14 protein-coding genes are annotated in these 15,464 nt (G+C 57.3%); 5 read left to right on the top strand and 9 right to left on the bottom strand.

Translation table 11 applies throughout. From position 1 onward, the window contains the following. Window positions 1–30: 30 nt before the first annotated feature. The 7 genes from QN062_RS00980 to QN062_RS00950 form a co-directional block, all read right to left on the bottom strand. On the bottom strand, window positions 31–741 hold the full coding sequence (locus QN062_RS00980) for an SDR family NAD(P)-dependent oxidoreductase (protein WP_369341783.1): 711 nt from the start codon (window positions 739–741) through the stop codon (window positions 31–33). Between the two features lie 162 nt (window positions 742–903). Next, window positions 904–2,703: an ATP-binding cassette domain-containing protein gene (locus QN062_RS00975; protein ID WP_369341782.1), complete on the bottom strand. Its 1,800-nt coding sequence runs from the start codon at window positions 2,701–2,703 to the stop codon at window positions 904–906. Window positions 2,704–2,707: 4 nt separating this feature from the next. Beyond that, on the bottom strand, window positions 2,708–4,519 hold the full coding sequence (locus tag QN062_RS00970) for an ABC transporter permease (protein WP_369341781.1): 1,812 nt from the start codon (window positions 4,517–4,519) through the stop codon (window positions 2,708–2,710). Between the two features lie 108 nt (window positions 4,520–4,627). Further along, window positions 4,628–5,803, bottom strand: a complete 1,176-nt coding sequence (locus QN062_RS00965) for an ABC transporter substrate-binding protein (RefSeq protein WP_369341780.1) — start codon at window positions 5,801–5,803, stop codon at window positions 4,628–4,630. Window positions 5,804–5,865: 62 nt separating this feature from the next. Continuing rightward, a complete protein-coding gene (locus tag QN062_RS00960) occupies window positions 5,866–6,903 on the bottom strand; it encodes a uroporphyrinogen decarboxylase family protein (RefSeq protein WP_369341779.1) in 1,038 nt (345 codons plus the stop codon). A 105-nt stretch (window positions 6,904–7,008) separates the two neighbouring features. Beyond that, window positions 7,009–8,211: a MalY/PatB family protein gene (locus tag QN062_RS00955; protein ID WP_369341778.1), complete on the bottom strand. Its 1,203-nt coding sequence runs from the start codon at window positions 8,209–8,211 to the stop codon at window positions 7,009–7,011. Between the two features lie 138 nt (window positions 8,212–8,349). Further along, window positions 8,350–9,279, bottom strand: a complete 930-nt coding sequence (locus QN062_RS00950) for a LysR family transcriptional regulator (protein WP_369341777.1) — start codon at window positions 9,277–9,279, stop codon at window positions 8,350–8,352. Between the two features lie 224 nt (window positions 9,280–9,503). Here QN062_RS00950 and ybaK point away from each other — a divergent pair, with 224 nt between their 5' ends. The 3 genes from ybaK (at window position 9,504) to QN062_RS10065 (ending at window position 11,379) form a co-directional block, all read left to right on the top strand. Continuing rightward, entirely contained in the window at window positions 9,504–10,013 is a 510-nt protein-coding gene (gene ybaK / locus QN062_RS00945; RefSeq protein ID WP_369341776.1) for a Cys-tRNA(Pro) deacylase, read from the top strand. Between the two features lie 170 nt (window positions 10,014–10,183). Then, window positions 10,184–11,221 carry an aldose 1-epimerase family protein gene (locus tag QN062_RS00940; RefSeq protein WP_369341775.1) on the top strand — a complete coding sequence of 346 codons (1,038 nt, stop codon included), beginning with the start codon at window positions 10,184–10,186 and terminating at the stop codon, window positions 11,219–11,221. A gap of 83 nt (window positions 11,222–11,304) precedes the next feature. After that, entirely contained in the window at window positions 11,305–11,379 is a 75-nt protein-coding gene (locus QN062_RS10065) for a 50S ribosomal protein bL37 (protein WP_003817083.1), read from the top strand. Window positions 11,380–11,622: 243 nt separating this feature from the next. Here the strand turns inward: QN062_RS10065 and QN062_RS00935 are convergent, their stop codons facing one another. Further along, window positions 11,623–11,946, bottom strand: a complete 324-nt coding sequence (locus QN062_RS00935) for a hypothetical protein (RefSeq protein ID WP_369341774.1) — start codon at window positions 11,944–11,946, stop codon at window positions 11,623–11,625. Between the two features lie 72 nt (window positions 11,947–12,018). Then, a complete protein-coding gene (locus tag QN062_RS00930) occupies window positions 12,019–12,663 on the bottom strand; it encodes a sigma-70 family RNA polymerase sigma factor (protein WP_369342484.1) in 645 nt (214 codons plus the stop codon). 166 nt (window positions 12,664–12,829) lie between these two features. Between QN062_RS00930 and QN062_RS00925 the strand changes: the two genes are divergently transcribed. Both QN062_RS00925 and QN062_RS00920 read left to right on the top strand, forming a co-directional pair. Then, window positions 12,830–13,588, top strand: coding sequence for an exonuclease domain-containing protein (locus tag QN062_RS00925; RefSeq protein ID WP_369341773.1), 759 nt, complete (start codon window positions 12,830–12,832; stop codon window positions 13,586–13,588). Between the two features lie 233 nt (window positions 13,589–13,821). Further along, the gene (locus tag QN062_RS00920) at window positions 13,822–15,462 is read left to right on the top strand and encodes a UDP-N-acetylmuramoyl-L-alanyl-D-glutamate--2,6-diaminopimelate ligase (protein WP_369341772.1); all 1,641 of its coding nucleotides are present in this window, start codon (window positions 13,822–13,824) and stop codon (window positions 15,460–15,462) included. The last annotated feature ends 2 nt before the right edge of the window (window positions 15,463–15,464 follow it).

The following is a 15,464-nucleotide window of genomic DNA, read 5'->3' as shown; positions in this document are numbered from 1 at the left end:
TGTGTCACAAACGAGTTCCGCAGTTTCGCATCATACGAGATAGCGGGCATCGACTTCGACTCTCGGCCGGATGTCCAGATTGGTCAAATGGACGTCCGGCGGCGCATCCACAACCGTGAGAATCATTCCGGCAACGCTCGAGGCATGAATGTAGCGGTTAGGCTCATAGTCCAGACTCATCTCAGAAGAGATGGTCCTCAGCATCGTCGTATCGATCTGACCGGGATAGAGCGTCGCGACACGCACGCCGTTGGCCGACTCCTCAAGCCTGAGCGTATCGGCATATCCACGCAGGGCATGCTTCGATGCGGCGTACACGGCATGCTGCGCCACCGCCCGCTCCCCTGCACCCGAGTTCACGAAGACGATCGTTCCACGTCGATCGCGCAAGGATTGAATGAGCCCATTGACGATAAGGGCCTGCGAGATCACATTCGTTCTCATCGTCATGTTCCACATATGCTCATCGGCTTCGCAGGCCCTGGAAGTGTGGCATACGGCTGCAGTGAATATCAGCGCGTCAAGCGTCCTTCCCTGCATCGAAAGCAACGCTTCACGAATGGAAGCGTCGTCCGACAGATCCAGACTCATGCTCTCCACGCCCAGCTCCTGGAGGGCTGACAGGTCACGCTTCGAACGCGCCGTGGCAATGACATGCCAATGCCGTCTCAGAGCCTTCACCGACGCAAGGCCCACGCCTCCGCCCGCGCCGATGATCAGAGCCGTTCTCTTCTCTGACATATCACACTCCTTTCCATAGTCGCACGCAGATCTTCCCGATCATCCAGGCCAGCTGCTGGCTCTGACCGCCGTGAATGTGCACTTGCTGCATTGCCACGGTGCACCACGTTGCCCAAGTACACCGCATTGCCTAGGTACACCATGTTGCCCGTATTTCGCAGATCATGCATTCTTGCCGAGATATGCTTCCTGGACCGCAGCATTCGATGCCAGGCTTGCTGCAGACCCCTCAAGCACGATCGAACCGTTCTGCAGCACGAATCCATAATCCGCGATCGACAGCGCCAATTCCGCCTGCTGCTCGATCAGCAACACTGCAATGCCCAAATCGTCGCGAAGCATCTTGACCGCCTGCAGCACCTCATCGACAAGCTTGGGAGAAAGCCCCATCGTGGGCTCGTCCATGCATATCAGCCTGGGCTTGCTCATCAGGGCGCGTCCGAAGGCCAGCATCTGCTGTTCGCCGCCGGAAAGCGTTCCCGCAAGCTGCATATGCCGTTCCTTCAATCGTGGGAATCGCTCGAAGATCCCATCGATGTCCTCACGGATCGCCTTGCCCGACTTGCGGACGTAGGCGCCGCTCAGCAGGTTCTCAGTGACCGTCATCTCGGGGAATACATGCCTGGCTTCAGGAACCGAGGCGATGCCCCGTCGAATCCTCTGCTCGGTGCTGACCCCCTGAATGTCGCGGCCTTCATAGATGACCTTCCCATTTCTCGGATTGAGCAGACCGAGCACGGTGCGCATGGTGGTGGTCTTCCCCACCGCATTGCCACCAAGCAGAGAGACAATCTGTCCGGCACGCACGTTGAGGGATACGTCATAGAGGGTCTGCACAGGGCCATATCCGGCATCCACATGCTGGACGTCAAGGATATAGGGGTGCTCGACCGAGATCGGCATCTTCCTGTGCTCGGAAACCTGATGCCCATCGACGACCAGCGGGTCGGGGACGACTTCGACCGTCGAGGCCAGGCTGGCCAACGATGCCGAAGCGGAAGACATCCCCTGCTCCTCCGACGCTGACGATGATGCCGAATCCACAGAATCCACAGATGCAACCTGCCTGTCGCCACCGAGATAGGCGTTGATCACCTTCGGGTTCCTGCGAACGTCGGCAGGAAGTCCCTCTGCAATGATCGAACCGTTGTCCATGACGACCAGCCAGTCGCACAGCGCCATGACGAAATCCATCTTGTGCTCGACAAGCAGCATCGTATGCCCCTTTGCCTTGAGCTCGAGAAGCTGCTCCATCACCTCGGTCGTCTCTGTCTGATTCATGCCGGCCGTGGGCTCGTCGAGACAGAGGAGATGCGGTTCGGCAATCATCGCACGTCCTATTTCCGTCCTTCGCTTGTTCGCATACGACAGCGAATACGTCTGATGCTGACGCATGGGTTCGAGATGATCCCCGAAGGACTTGACGCTCTGGTCGACGCCATCCCTGACCCCTGCCATCTCCTTGCGTGTCTTAGGCCCAGGAATCAGGCTCAGGCACAGCTCCCCCAGCAACGAAGCCCATTTCACCACGGGATAGTCCTGAAGACCCTTCCATGGGCGGGATGCGGTCATGACCTTATGCAGTCCCATCTCGAGATTCTCATCGACGCTCATGGAGCCGAAGACCCTGCCATTCTGGAAGGTGCGCGCGATGCCGACATCCGACACTGCGGTCTGCCGGAGGTGCTCGATATGCGTGCCCTCGAAGACTATCTCTCCCGAATCGGGGTTGAACAGTCCTGAAATCATGTTGATCGTCGTGGACTTTCCCGACCCGTTCGGACCGATGATGCCGACGGTCTCGCCCTTATGGATTCGCAGCGAGATGTCATTGACTGCGTGGACCCCTGAGAACGACTTGTCGAGATGGTTGACTTCCAGGATGGCCGGCCGTGAGGCCTCGTTCGACTGCTGGCCGCCAAGTGACTTGCTGTCTGCCATGTGACTACTGTTGTCTGCCATGTGACTACTCCTTCTTTGCGAACAAACCCTGCGGGCGGAAGATGATGATGAGAATGAGCAGCACCCCGTAGACGATGATTCGACCGCCCGACATGAATCGAAGCAGCTCGGGCGCTCCCACGAGAACGATTGCGCCAAGTATCGTGCCCACCGGTGAGCTGAGTCCTCCCAGGACGGCGATGGTCAGCACCAGCGAGGATGTCGCGAATGGGAACATTGACGGGTCGATATAGGTGTATTGATGGGCCATGAGCGCTCCGGCGATGCCCGCGAAGAATGCCGCGATTGCGAATGCGAGAGCCTTGTACGCCGATGTCCTGATGCCGATGGATTCCGATGCGACGGGATCGTTGCCGATGGATTCTATCGTCTTTCCAAGATGCGACTTGCGAATCTTCGTGATGATCAGCAACTCGATCAGCAGGAACGCCAGAACGAGCACATATTGCAGCTGGGGCGTGAAAAGCGTGAATCCGAAGAGCTGCGGGAACGGAATCCCGGTGATGCCAAGCGAGCCTTTGGTTATCGGCTCGAACACACGGATCAGCGCGACCGTTATCGACCCTACTCCGATCGTTGCAATGGCGATGTAATGACCCGACAGCTTCCATACAGGGAAGGTGATGATGCTCGAAAAGATAGCCGCGACCAATCCGCCGCAGAGCACTCCGACCAGGAAGGAGGCATGCAGCTGCCCCACCAGAATCGCCGACGTGTATGCCCCCAGGGCTATCGGACCCGCCTGCCCGAGTGCGACCTGACCGGCTGAACCGGAAACCATCGTCAGTCCCATGGCCGCCATCGCATAGATCATGATCTGAATGCCCACGCTTGAGAAGTAGTCGCTCGCCAGGAACGGAGCCACGAGCGCGGCGACTATCAGTATCGGACCAAGCCATTTCGGTATTCTGTATGGTTTCGCCCCTCCCGAGAACGATCCGGTCATCGGCTCGTGCAGCACCTGCTTCTTGCCGAAGAGGCCGTTGGGCCGGACGAGAAGAATCACGATGAGCGCGCCGAAGGTGATCAGATCATGTGCGCCATCTCCAAATGAATACACTCCCAAGGCCTCGACTATGCCTAGGGTGAGGCCGCCCACGACGGCTCCCGGCATCGAGCCGAGTCCCCCGATGGTCGCGGCTATGAAGGCCGTCATTCCCACTGAGGAGCCGCTTGTCGGGCTGACGTTCGAGTTGAACATTCCGACGAATATGCCTGCGACTCCCGCGAGCGCGGATGCGATGACGAAGGAGATGTTCTGGATTCGCTTCACCGGTATGCCCACCTGCTTGGCTGCCTGGGTGTCCTGCGCGGTCGCCCTGATTGCCTGGCCCATCTTGCCGTATTTCAGGAACGCCGCCATGCCTGCCATGATGGCCACGGTGAGCAGCAGCATCACGATATCGGAGGTCCCGATCCTCACTCCCAGGAACTCGATGTTGTGCGATGGCAGCAATTCAGGGAATGACCTCGTTTCCGTGCCGAAGATCATCTGCGATGTGTTATCGAGAATCATGCCGACGCCTATCGTCGCCAGCAGTGCCGCCACTGATGGGCGGTTCTGCAGGGGCGATATCACGAGCGTGTTCAGCAGCAGCCCGATCAGGCCAGTGATGAGCGCGACCAGGATGATGGTGGGCACTATGCCAAGTCCCAGGACGGAACCAAGCCACCAGGCAATCATCATTCCCATGCCGAACACTGCGGCGTGTGCAAAGTTCGCCACGTTGGAGACTCCGAAGATCAGCGACATTCCGAGCGCGACTATGGCATACGCGTTACCGTGCATGAAACCGGTAATCAGTGTATCTACCATGCTTACATCCTTTCTTCATGAACGAGCGGGCCGCATCCGCCGCGCTGACCGCCCTGACATCCTCGATGATCGGACATGCAGGGCGGTCCGGGCGGCGAAGCGTCGCGTTCAGTCGGTGATCTGGAACTTTCCGTCAGTCAGTTCAAGCTTGAGGAATGACGTGCTGTCCATTCGACGCGTGCTCTGATTGAACTTGAACGTCGTCTTCGTGCCGACATAGCAAGGGAAGTCATCCACGGTCTTCAGCGCCTTCTCGACGCCTTCCCTGGTCGCGCTTGTCTTGTTCATTCCGTATGCCAGATCTATGATCGACGCATATGATGTCTGGTTGAATTCACCGGGGTCGGTCTTGTAGGCCGCTCTGAATGCCTTGACGAATTTGGCAGCGTTGGGGTTGGTCGAATCAGGGGTGAATGGGCCTATGAGTCGCGTTCCCTCGCCATTCGAACCGGAGAGCTTGATATATTCCTGCGTGATCTGCCCGCCATAGAACAGACCCGTATAGCCAAGCTTGTCGCGCAAGGTGTTGACCACCAGCGCGCCGTCCGGCCCATAGCCGATATGCACGACCGCGTCGGGCTTCGCATCCCTCGCAGGAATCAGTATTGGCGACAGATCGGTGGAATCCGCTAGATAGGAGGACTCATAGACGATGCTGATGCCGAGCTTCTTGGCTTCCTTCTTGAACTCGGCGTAGGCTGACTTGCCCCAGTCATTCTCGATGTAGACGGCTGCGATCTTCTTCGCCTTCTGCGCCACCAATTCTGCGTTCTGCTTCTGGAAAACCGCCTGGCTGAACTGTGGGGTCCATACATAGTCACCGGTCGAGGTGAAATCCGATGCCGAATTGTTGAATCCATAATGGACCAGCTTTGCCTGCTGGAAGGTTGGCGATGCCGCCATGGATGCGCCAGACGAGTAGTCTCCCACAACCGCGACCACCGACTTGTCCGCCGCTATCTTGGGGGCGATCGCAGCGGTCTGCTTCGGATCCGACTGCGTGTCGAAATACTTCAGCTCAAGCTTCTTCCCCTGCACCCCGCCATCGGCGTTGACCTGCTTGACGCCAAGGTCGAGACCTTGCTTGAACATCTTGCCGTATTCTGCGTATTGTCCCGTCTCCGGATACATGACCGCGATCGCCACGCTGGACGAGCTGCTTTCGCCGCTTGTGCCCGAGCCGAAGGTTGAATTCTGCGCGCATGCGCTGGTGAAGAGCAGCGCACCTGCGGTGCATGCTCCGATAAGCAGTTGTCGTATGGAAATGTGATTGTTTCTTGTCATGATTGTTCTCTCTGCGATGTGTGTTGGTTATGGTGCCATGGATATGCAGGACTCGCGCAGGATCATGCCTCTTGCAGCAAAGTGAGCGCAGAATCCGAAGCTGGGGTCGGAATGGTGCAGCTTGGGGCCAGCAGGAATGGCTTGCCCGCCCGGGATTTGAATGTTTCGCTGAGCTGCTCGCCCACCTCGTCGAGATGCTGATCGTCACCAAGGAGCGAATAGTTCACACCACCTACGGGCGTGATTCCCATGTCCTCGGTTATCTCGGGATTGTCAGGCAGGAACTGGTCCCATTGCAGTGCGCTGATGGGATATGAGGTGAACCATTGCGGATGCGAGTTCTTCTGGCAGGTGTGCAGCACGGAGACCTTGCCGTATTCCTTCAGCTTCTCGAGAATCTGAAGATCGTATGGCGTCGAGAATTCCTTGAATTCCTCTTCGCTGAAATACCCGTCGCTCGCAGTTCCCGTGACCGCATAGAACAGTCCGTCGAGACCAGCCCCGCCATCCTTGGGGTCTGCGACGAGTGCGTCAAGGTAGTCCATGAAGGTGTCGGTTATCGCCTGCAGGGCCTTCTTGGCATCCTCCGGCTGCTCAAGAATCAGTTCCTTTCTCGTGAAGGTTGTCTCTGAGCCGTATACGACCATATTCGGATACAGTGGAAGGCCTGCCAGCTGCAGCAGGGTCGACAGCGGCGAGAACATCGTCTGTATGGTCACACGATCCGGGAAATGCGCCTTTATGAGTCTGGCTCCCTCCACATGCTCCTGGAGAATGTCGGATTCGGCGACCGTCTTCGCAGTAATCGAAGCCACATCGGACGGCTTTTCGATTGCCGCCTTGAGCTGCTTCTGGACGGGAACGTCGCCATAGTCGTTGGGAGAGAACTGCGCTCCCCAGACTTCCGCGAAGTAGGTGGCTCGTGGATTGATCTTGATCCAGTCCCAATCCCACTTCTCCACGAAATCGATGGTGTGCTGGGCGAAGTCCTTCGCATCGTTCTCATGCCCGTTGAAATGCTGCCATGCGCTCCTCAGAAAGGGGGTTGTGCTGTCGGCATCGATGATGCCGGCGAATTCTTCGGTTCTGTTCCTTGTCATGTTCTTCTCCTTGATATTGCGTTGGTGAGGTTGATGTGATTGGTGAGGTTGATGTGATTGGTATTGAAATTGGTTGATATTGAAATTGGTCGATAGGAAGCCGGCCTATGCAAGCCCGTCCTCGTGCAGGGCGCGATACATGCGGTCGAAGCTTTCCTGAAGCAGTGGATATGGCATCGCCGTGTTCATCCGCACGCATCCATGCCCGACCTTGCCGCATTCACTGCCATCGGTGAGGGCGATTCCTGCCTTCTCGACGAAATATCGTGCCGGATCGTCCATTCCCAGCGGGGTGAAGTCAAGCCATGCGATGTAGGTACCTTCGGGGTGGATGTAGCCGACCTTGCTGAAGCGGCCCGCCATCTCTTCGTCGACCAATGCGATGTTGCGTCTGACATAGTCCATGGCTTCGGAAAACCAGGTCATGCCGTGTTCGTACGCGGCCACCGTCGCGACCGCACCGATGGTCGCCGTCTGATGCTCTGACCACATCTCCCTCCGATTCCAGAGTTCAAGGTCATCAGGATTGGTGAGAATGACCTGTGCGCACTTGGTTCCGGGAATGTTGAAGGATTTCGAGACCGCTGTCGCCGTGATCGCCTGCACCGCCGTCGTCTCGTCGATCGAGGCGAAGGGAATGTGGGCGTTGCCGTCGAACACGAAGGACGCATGGATCTCATCTGAGAAGATGCGTGCCCCGTATGCCCTGGCCAGCGCCGATATGCGCAGAAGCTCGTCCTGGGTCAGCACCTTGCCGATGGGATTGTGCGGATTGCACAGGACGAATGCCCTGCACCCATTCTGGAATGCCCTTTCGATGGCATCAAAGTCGAACAGCCAGGAGTTCTCTTGGCGAATCATGTCGATTTCGATGCATTCGACGTCATAGAGCTGCGGAACGCTCAGAAAAGGCATGTATGCGGGAGTCGGCACGATTACCGAGTTTCCGGATTTGACGAAGTCTCGCAGAAAGATCTCGTAGGCCTCGACGACATCGGGAACCACCTTGACAGCTTCCGAATCGATCTCCCAACCATACTGGTCGCGCTGCCATGCCGAGCATGCATCGGCGACTCGCCTCTTCCAGGGGTCTGAGATATAGCCCAGGGCGCCCTGTCTGGTGCTTTCGATCATCGCTTCCTGGATGCACGGCGCAACGCCATAATCCATTTCCGCGATGAAGGCACCGATGCAGCCAGGGTATCGGGTCCATTTGTCGCCGCCGAGAGCTGCGAGGTCTTCTGTTCCAAGTGCATCGATCCGACGCGCCTTGAAACCGGTTTCTTCATGTGCTGCTGTTGTGTTCATGCTGGTATTGTGCATGAATTCGGCGGCTTATTTCGGCCCTATCTATCTATAAAAACTTCAAGCTTGAAAAGAATGCTTATATCCGTTAACACAGTTAATCCATTTTACTTCTGCGACACATGGACTGTCCTCCGGCCCTCACTCAAGCAGATATTTCCTGGCAGCGCGGCGCACCTCCGCCCGGACCTGCCGAAGCGACGGCCTGTCGTCACCACGCCGCATCACGAAGAAGACGGATCGGAATGCGTTCGCATCGCGGATGGGACACGCCTCCAGACTGTCTCGAACATGAGTCAGGGTCGCCAGCCTGGGCACTATCGAAACGCCCATGCCCACCTCCACCAGATTCTGGGTGGCCCAGTAGTCGTCGGTGGAATGAGTGATGTTGGGCGTGAAGCCGGCAGCCTGAGACAGCCTCAGCAGGTTGGCCTGGCACATCGTGCATCCGGCGATCCACTGCTGCGACCGCACCGAAGCAAGATTCACCGCCTGCTGGCTCCGCTGATAGTCCTTTGCGACATCGCTGGATTTGCGCACCAGCAGCAGCAGGGGGTCCCGCCCGAATTGCTCCATGTTGAAATCCTCATGGCTTTGCATGAATTCAGGAAGTGCATTGTATCGAAAGGTTATCGCGCAGTCCACGCTTCCCTGCGACAATGATGCCATCGCTTCCGGCGGTTCCATCTGCGTCAGGGTCACTCTTACGTCTGACGACCAGCTCATGTGGACCAGAACCCTCGCGATGAAGGTCGAACAGGCGGATGGCGGTGCCACAAGTCTGATGTGCGAGGATCGATCGCTTCTGAGATGCTGAAGGTCCTCGACGACCTGGGTCAGTCTGCTGTCGATCAGCTGACCGTGACGCGCACATGTCAATCCGGCCTGTGTGAGCTCGACCCCTGATGCCGTGCGGCGGACCAGCGTCATGCCGCAATCTTCCTCCAACTTCTTGATCTGCTGACTGATTGCAGGCTGTGACCAGCCATTTTCACGCGCAACCGCCGAGAAGGACCCCAGCCTCTCGACGTTCCACAACGTGACGAGTGCCTGCGGATTGAAACGTTTCATGCATACCCCCATGCGTCGTATTACCTATGTAAGCAGCGCTCATGCGCTGATGGAGGGCATCCCTGCGTTCGTTGAATTGCCCATGCCCCTTGATAAGGGCAGCCGCATCGCGCGGGTAGTGCAAACAATACCCACAGCTTCGCGAACGCGAGGTTTCGTCCATGCAAACTGCATATCCCTACGTAACATTCCCTCAGCGCAGCCATGAATCTATGATGGTGTGCGTGAGCAGAAAATCCAAGAAGACCACCGGAAGGGCTTCGACCCCTGCGACCATCGAGCTCGAAAGGGCTGGGATCGAATTCCGTACCGTCGAATATGAGCATTCAAGCGAACACATGGACGATGGCTATGGCATCGAGGCCGCCGAAAAACTGGGTTTGGACCCCAAACGCATCTTCAAGACGCTGCTTGCCGACACAGGAGCGGAACGAGTCGTCGGCATCGTTCCCGTCAGCGGACACCTGGATATGAAGGCGCTGGCATCAGCCGTGGGAGCCAAGAAGGCAGGCATGGCGGATCCAAAGCAGGCGCAGCGCGAAACCGGCTATGTGCTCGGAGGCATATCGCCGCTTGGGCAGAGGGTCAGACACCGCACCGTTCTGGACAGCAGCGCCCTCGCCTATCCTGAGATTCTCGTATCCGGCGGGAAGCGTGGATTCGACATAGTCATCGATCCCAGGGAGCTGCTGCGGATTCTCAAGGCGAGTTCCGCCGAAATCGGGACATGGTAGGAATCACTTGACGGAGAATGGGTAGTATTGTCATCGACGGCGAACATTCGACGATCGATGAGGATTCCTCGGACACGCCAGTCACCGGCAGCTACGTCCGCATGCCATGAAAGATCGGCAGCCGCAGGCGTCGTATGCACGGACACATTTCTTGACCATGGGAGCAGGCAATGAACATAGCGAACACATCGAACAGCACGACGCGAACGGAACCACGAAAGGCAGAGGCGAAGGCGCTGGAGCGGGCAGCCGCTCGTCGCAGGCCGATAACAGGTCAGCAGTATTCGATTTCGTCCGGTCCATACTCCGCCACCATCGCCGAACTCGGTGCCGGTCTGCGCGCCCTCACCTTCGAAGGGCATGACATCGTAGTGTCATATGACCCGAACAGGACCATCCCCTGCTGCAATGGCTATGTTCTCGTACCATTCCCCAATCGCCTGGAGGACGGCGAATACAGCTTCGAAGGCACGGATCACGCACTCCCCATCGATGAGCGCGATCGGCAGACCGCCCTGCATGGTCTCGGATACCGCTATATGTGGGACCTGAAATCGCTTACGGACACCTCCGTGACGCTGACATGGCGCACACCGGCCATAATCGGCTATCCCTTCGATGTGCTGGTCACCGTGACATACTCCCTTGACGATGATGGCCTTGCCATGACCTGCACGGCCACGAATCTGGGCGAGTGCGACGCTCCATGGGCATTCGGCATGCATCCGTGGCTTTCCAATGGCCGCAGCGGTTACGGCAACGACGAGATCGAGGCGGACAACGCACTCTGCTCATTGCGTGTTCCGGGGAATGCCCATGTGATCGCAAGCAAGGATCGTCTGCTGCCCCAAGGGGAGGAATCAGTCGAGCATACGGCATATGACATACGCGAAGCCACGTCGCTCAGGGGCAGGAGCTTCGACGATGCCTGGACCGACCTCGACCGGGCCGAGGATGGTTCATCGACCGCCGTATTCACCCGTCCTGATGGAATAGCGGTTCATCTCACGGGCGATGCCACCATCAACGCCTGGCAGGTCTGCACCGGGACTGGATTCCCCGCAGAGTCTCATCCGGCAGGAGTCGCGGTCGAACCAATGACCGCATATGCCAACGCATTCAGAACCGGTCGCGATCTCGTATCCATCAGGGCGCGCGAGTGCTATGAGACCACCCTTCGCTATCATGCGGAGCATGTATCGGCATGACATGCCTGAGCATGATTTGAATTGGTCTCTACGATGTGGGATAATTCATCAGGCTTATTCGCAATGGAGTAAAGGAGTCCATCATGGGCATGCGTGGACGTAAGCGCAAAGATCGTCGCAAGAAAGCCGCTAACCACGGCAAAAGGCCAAATGCCTGATTTTTAGCGAAATCACGATCCCTGGCACCGTCTCTCATGACACTGCATGCAGCAGTCTGAGAGGTGATGTCAGGGATTTTTCTTTATCCGGGCGTATGCATCGAACCTATGATCAGACACATGTATCAAACTCATATATCCAGACTCAGGTTTCGCGCAACGCTGCTCGGAATGCTGCTCTGAACGTTACTGAGAACGAAGGAGTGACCCTGCTCGTGGCATGGCCGCTATCCAAGAGCCCTGTCAGCGACTCTGGCGACCATCGTCATGCTTGAGATCCGAAGTGGTCTCATCCATGGTCGTCTCATTCATGGTGGTCTCATTCATGGTGGTCTCATTCATAAAATGGTGCAATCTGCGAAGCAGGCATTGCGGAGCCACCTGAGGCCGAAGATAATCCCTCAGCACCTCGATGAGCGCCTGTTCCTGGGCATCGCAGCACGTACTCGGATCGAAGCATTGCGAGGATGAGCTCACCTTGGTGACCTCGATGCTCGTCTGAATCAGCCGTCCATCAGAATCTCGGGTCAACGATACGTGTTTCGTGTGCTCAATACGACGACTCATATCCGCCCCTTTCGTTGATGTGCGGTGAAATCCTCACCGAAGGCCAGGTCACGAAGGCCTTTGTCGCTATCGTCACTTCACTGCTCCAACTGTATCGCCGCCCATGTCTTTTGCATTCGCGGTCGGTGAATTATTGCTGTCAGCGGTACGGGAATAGCCACGGTCGACCGGCTTGGTGCCTGCAGACCCTCGATTGCCATATCCACGCTCGCTCGCGTAGACGGACAATTCCTCCTTCAATTGGGCGCGTGCCCTATTCAGGCGGCTCATGACGGTGCCGATCTTGATTCCCTCCTCCTCGGCGACCTGGCTGTAGCTCTTGCCATCGATGGCCGCGTCTATGAACACCTTGCGGCGTTCGGGACTGAGCTTTTGCAATGCGGCCATGATCTCCTTCGGCGCAAAGTTCTCAAGATATTCCTGCTCCGCGGATTTGAGTCCTTCGGAGGAATGGCCAGACGCGGAATAGATGTCCCAGTCATCATATTCACCCGTGGAATCGTTGGCACGCTTCGGTCTGCGCTTTGCCTTCTGATATTGATTGAAGAATGCATTGCGCTCGATCGTGGTCATCCACGCCTCGAAGTTGCTGCCAATCTCGAATCGGTCGAAGGCCTTGAATCCTCGTTCGAAGGTGTCCTGGACCAGATCCTGTGCATCGTCCGGGTTGTTGGTGAGCTTCATCGCCTGCCTATAGAGCGCATTGACCGCAGGCATGGCTAGTTCCTCGAAGCGTCTGCGTCTTTCCCGCAGACGCTCCTTTTCCTGTTCTCGTTCCTTGAGCCCCGTCTGATCCACCACATCTCCATTGTGCCATTGCCAATGAATAAGGCAGGGCTTCGGAGTGTCCGTGTCGAAACGCACAATTACGGATATGAACGATATGGCGCAAAGTGAGCGGCTCCTGGAGACATTGCAATCAGGACCGCAGCAAGACAGTGAAACACCGCTGTCACAGTCCTTGCTTCTCGGATTCGATACGGAGACGACAGGTGCCCGACCTGGTAGCGATGCCATCGTCTCGGCAACGCTGGTTCTCAGGAATCCCGGACTCGGTCATTCCAAGGATGTGATGGGCGAATGGATAATCAACCCGCATAGGAAGATGAGCCCGGGTGCCAGCAGGGTCAACGGCTTCACCGACGCATACCTGCAAGAGCACGGAATGGAACCTCAGGACGCCCTCGAAAGAATAGCGAAGGTGATCGCAACCGCGCAGCTTGCGAACATTCCTTTGCTGGCATACAACGCACCCTTCGATGTGGCCATGCTGCAGCATGACCTGGGACAATGGAAGCTGGAAAGCCTCGAATCACGGATGGGTGGCGACGGGATTCTGATCGTCGATCCACTGGTGATCGACCGTGCCGTCTCGCATCGCAGCGGGAAGCGAACCCTCGGCTACACGACCGAATACTATGGCGTGGAGCCTGATGGGGACTTCCACAATGCAACGGCCGACACCGTCGCGGCTGTTGACCTCATTCAGCCCATGACGACGCTCTATCCACAGATTGGCCGTCTGACCGTCGGCGAACTGATGGTCTGGCAGCAGCATGCCCATCGCGTGTGGAAGGAATCGTTCAACCAGTGGCTGACATCCAAGGGTCGGCGACCCATCCACGACGGCTGGTTCGAATAGTCACACTCACATCACGTTTGGCGTTGTAGACTTGCAATGCTTCTGCGGCTTGCTCCATCGCCATTGCCCCAAACCGCCCATCCACAGCTAGGATGGTTGGGAGGGCACGGAATGCGGCCATGCGCTTCGAGGGACGCATGGCGATGTGATTGACCCGTTCGGCTGGATGCGGTGTCACCGAGCGATGCCGCATCTCAGGCACGATGACTGAAAGAGATTGAAGGAATATTGTTATGGCTCTAACCTTGGCTTCTGCAACTCAGCTTCTGGAACGCAACGGCCTGCTGCGGGAACTCATCGGAGAAGACCGGTGGACTCTGGACCCCTATTCGTTCGAAGGCGCAGACACCAACTTCACTGACATCACGTATGACACGCGCAAGGTAGAGTCAGGCGGTCTGCTGTTTTGCAAGGGCCGTTTCCGCGCTGAATTCCTCGATGGGATCGATGCCAGCGGCTTGTCCGCCTATGTGGCCGAAACGCCATATGCAGACAGAACGAGGGCGGTCGGCATCATCGTGAACGACGTGCGCAAGGCCATGAGTCTGCTCGCTGCGGAATTCTTCTCGAGGCCACAGGACAGCATGACGATCGTGGGCATCACCGGGACCAAGGGCAAAACGACCACAGCCTATTTCGTGCAGAGCATTCTCAATGCATTCAGCGGCAAGAAGGCCGCGCTGTTCTCCTCAGTCGACAACTGTCTGGACGGCGTGCACTATCAGGAATCTGATCTGACCACTCCCGAATCGCTGGACCTGTTCCGCATGATGAGAGCCGCATTGGACAATGGCATGCGATATCTCGTCATGGAGGTTTCGTCACAGGCCTACAAGGTTGACCGGGTGTATGGGCTCCACTTCGATGTCGGCGCATTCCTTAACATCTCGCCGGACCATATCAGTCCCATCGAGCATCCCACATTCGAGGACTACCTGTTCTGCAAGCGACAGATAGTCAGGAATTCATCGCATCTGGTACTTGGCAGCGACTGCGCCCATGCCGATCTGATACGGGAGGACGCCAAGGCAGCCTCCACCACGGTGTCGGAATTCGCCTTGGAAGAGTCGGCCTGTGACCCTAGCGCTGACCCTAGCGCTGACTCCAGCACTGGCTCCAGCGCGCTGCGATCATCGAACGGGACCGGGCTCACGACGGTCTTCGCGGTTCCCTCATCCGACGAGGAAACCGAAAAATACTCGGTCCTCGTATCCCATGCCTCGCTTACCAAGATCGGCGACTTCGAACTTTCCATAGAAGGCGCGTTCAACGCAGCCAATGCCGCAGCAGCCATCGCCATCGCACTGCATCTTGGAATCCCTCAGGAAAGCGAAGCGCTGCACGCCTTGGAACAGGTCAGGATACAGGGAAGAATGGAACGCTTCTCGTCGGGAAACACGGTCGCATACGTCGACTACGCGCACAATTTCGCCAGCGTCACCGCGCTGCTCGATTTCGTCGACCATAAGTACGGTGCGTGGCATCCGCACATCACCTTGGTGACGGGTTCGGCGGGAAACAAGGCATACGACCGCCGAAGGGAAATCGTCGAGGCTGCCCAGCATCGAATAGCCAGGTTCATCTTCACGGAAGAGGACACCGACACAGAGCCGCACGTGGACATATGCAGGCAGATGCTCTCGTATGTAAGTGACCCCGACGTCAAGGCCGGCATCGTCATGGGACGGACCGAAGCGATCGCCGCCGCGATCGATGAATGCAGGGAACGCACGGATGGCCTCAACGTCATTCTCATCATCGGCAAGGGTGAGGAACGCTGGATCAAGGACACCGGTCGGCACAAGCCATATGAGGGCGACGATAGCGCTGTGGAGCGTCTTCTCGTCGACGCCGACCGACGCGAAGAGAATTGAGG

The organism is Bifidobacterium sp. WK012_4_13 (genome assembly GCF_041080835.1).
Classification (GTDB): domain Bacteria; phylum Actinomycetota; class Actinomycetes; order Actinomycetales; family Bifidobacteriaceae; genus Bombiscardovia; species Bombiscardovia fermentum.
Note: the sequence above shows the minus strand (reverse complement) of the source record. Positions and strands in the feature narration are given on the sequence as shown.

Bases quoted from the DNA above. Each gene is read 5' to 3' on its own strand.
- QN062_RS00980 (WP_369341783.1), bottom strand. From the start codon at position 741: ATGTCAGAGAAGAGAACGGCTCTGATCATCGGCGCGGGCGGAGGCGTG.
- QN062_RS00975 (WP_369341782.1), bottom strand. From the start codon at position 2,703: ATGGCAGACAACAGTAGTCACATGGCAGACAGCAAGTCACTTGGCGGC.
- QN062_RS00970 (WP_369341781.1), bottom strand. From the start codon at position 4,519: ATGGTAGATACACTGATTACCGGTTTCATGCACGGTAACGCGTATGCC.
- QN062_RS00965 (WP_369341780.1), bottom strand. From the start codon at position 5,803: ATGACAAGAAACAATCACATTTCCATACGACAACTGCTTATCGGAGCA.
- QN062_RS00960 (WP_369341779.1), bottom strand. From the start codon at position 6,903: ATGACAAGGAACAGAACCGAAGAATTCGCCGGCATCATCGATGCCGAC.
- QN062_RS00955 (WP_369341778.1), bottom strand. From the start codon at position 8,211: ATGAACACAACAGCAGCACATGAAGAAACCGGTTTCAAGGCGCGTCGG.
- QN062_RS00950 (WP_369341777.1), bottom strand. From the start codon at position 9,279: ATGAAACGTTTCAATCCGCAGGCACTCGTCACGTTGTGGAACGTCGAG.
- QN062_RS00940 (WP_369341775.1), top strand. From the start codon at position 10,184: ATGAACATAGCGAACACATCGAACAGCACGACGCGAACGGAACCACGA.
- QN062_RS00935 (WP_369341774.1), bottom strand. From the start codon at position 11,946: ATGAGTCGTCGTATTGAGCACACGAAACACGTATCGTTGACCCGAGAT.
- QN062_RS00930 (WP_369342484.1), bottom strand. From the start codon at position 12,663: ATGCCTGCGGTCAATGCGCTCTATAGGCAGGCGATGAAGCTCACCAAC.
- QN062_RS00925 (WP_369341773.1), top strand. From the start codon at position 12,830: ATGGCGCAAAGTGAGCGGCTCCTGGAGACATTGCAATCAGGACCGCAG.
- QN062_RS00920 (WP_369341772.1), top strand. From the start codon at position 13,822: ATGGCTCTAACCTTGGCTTCTGCAACTCAGCTTCTGGAACGCAACGGC.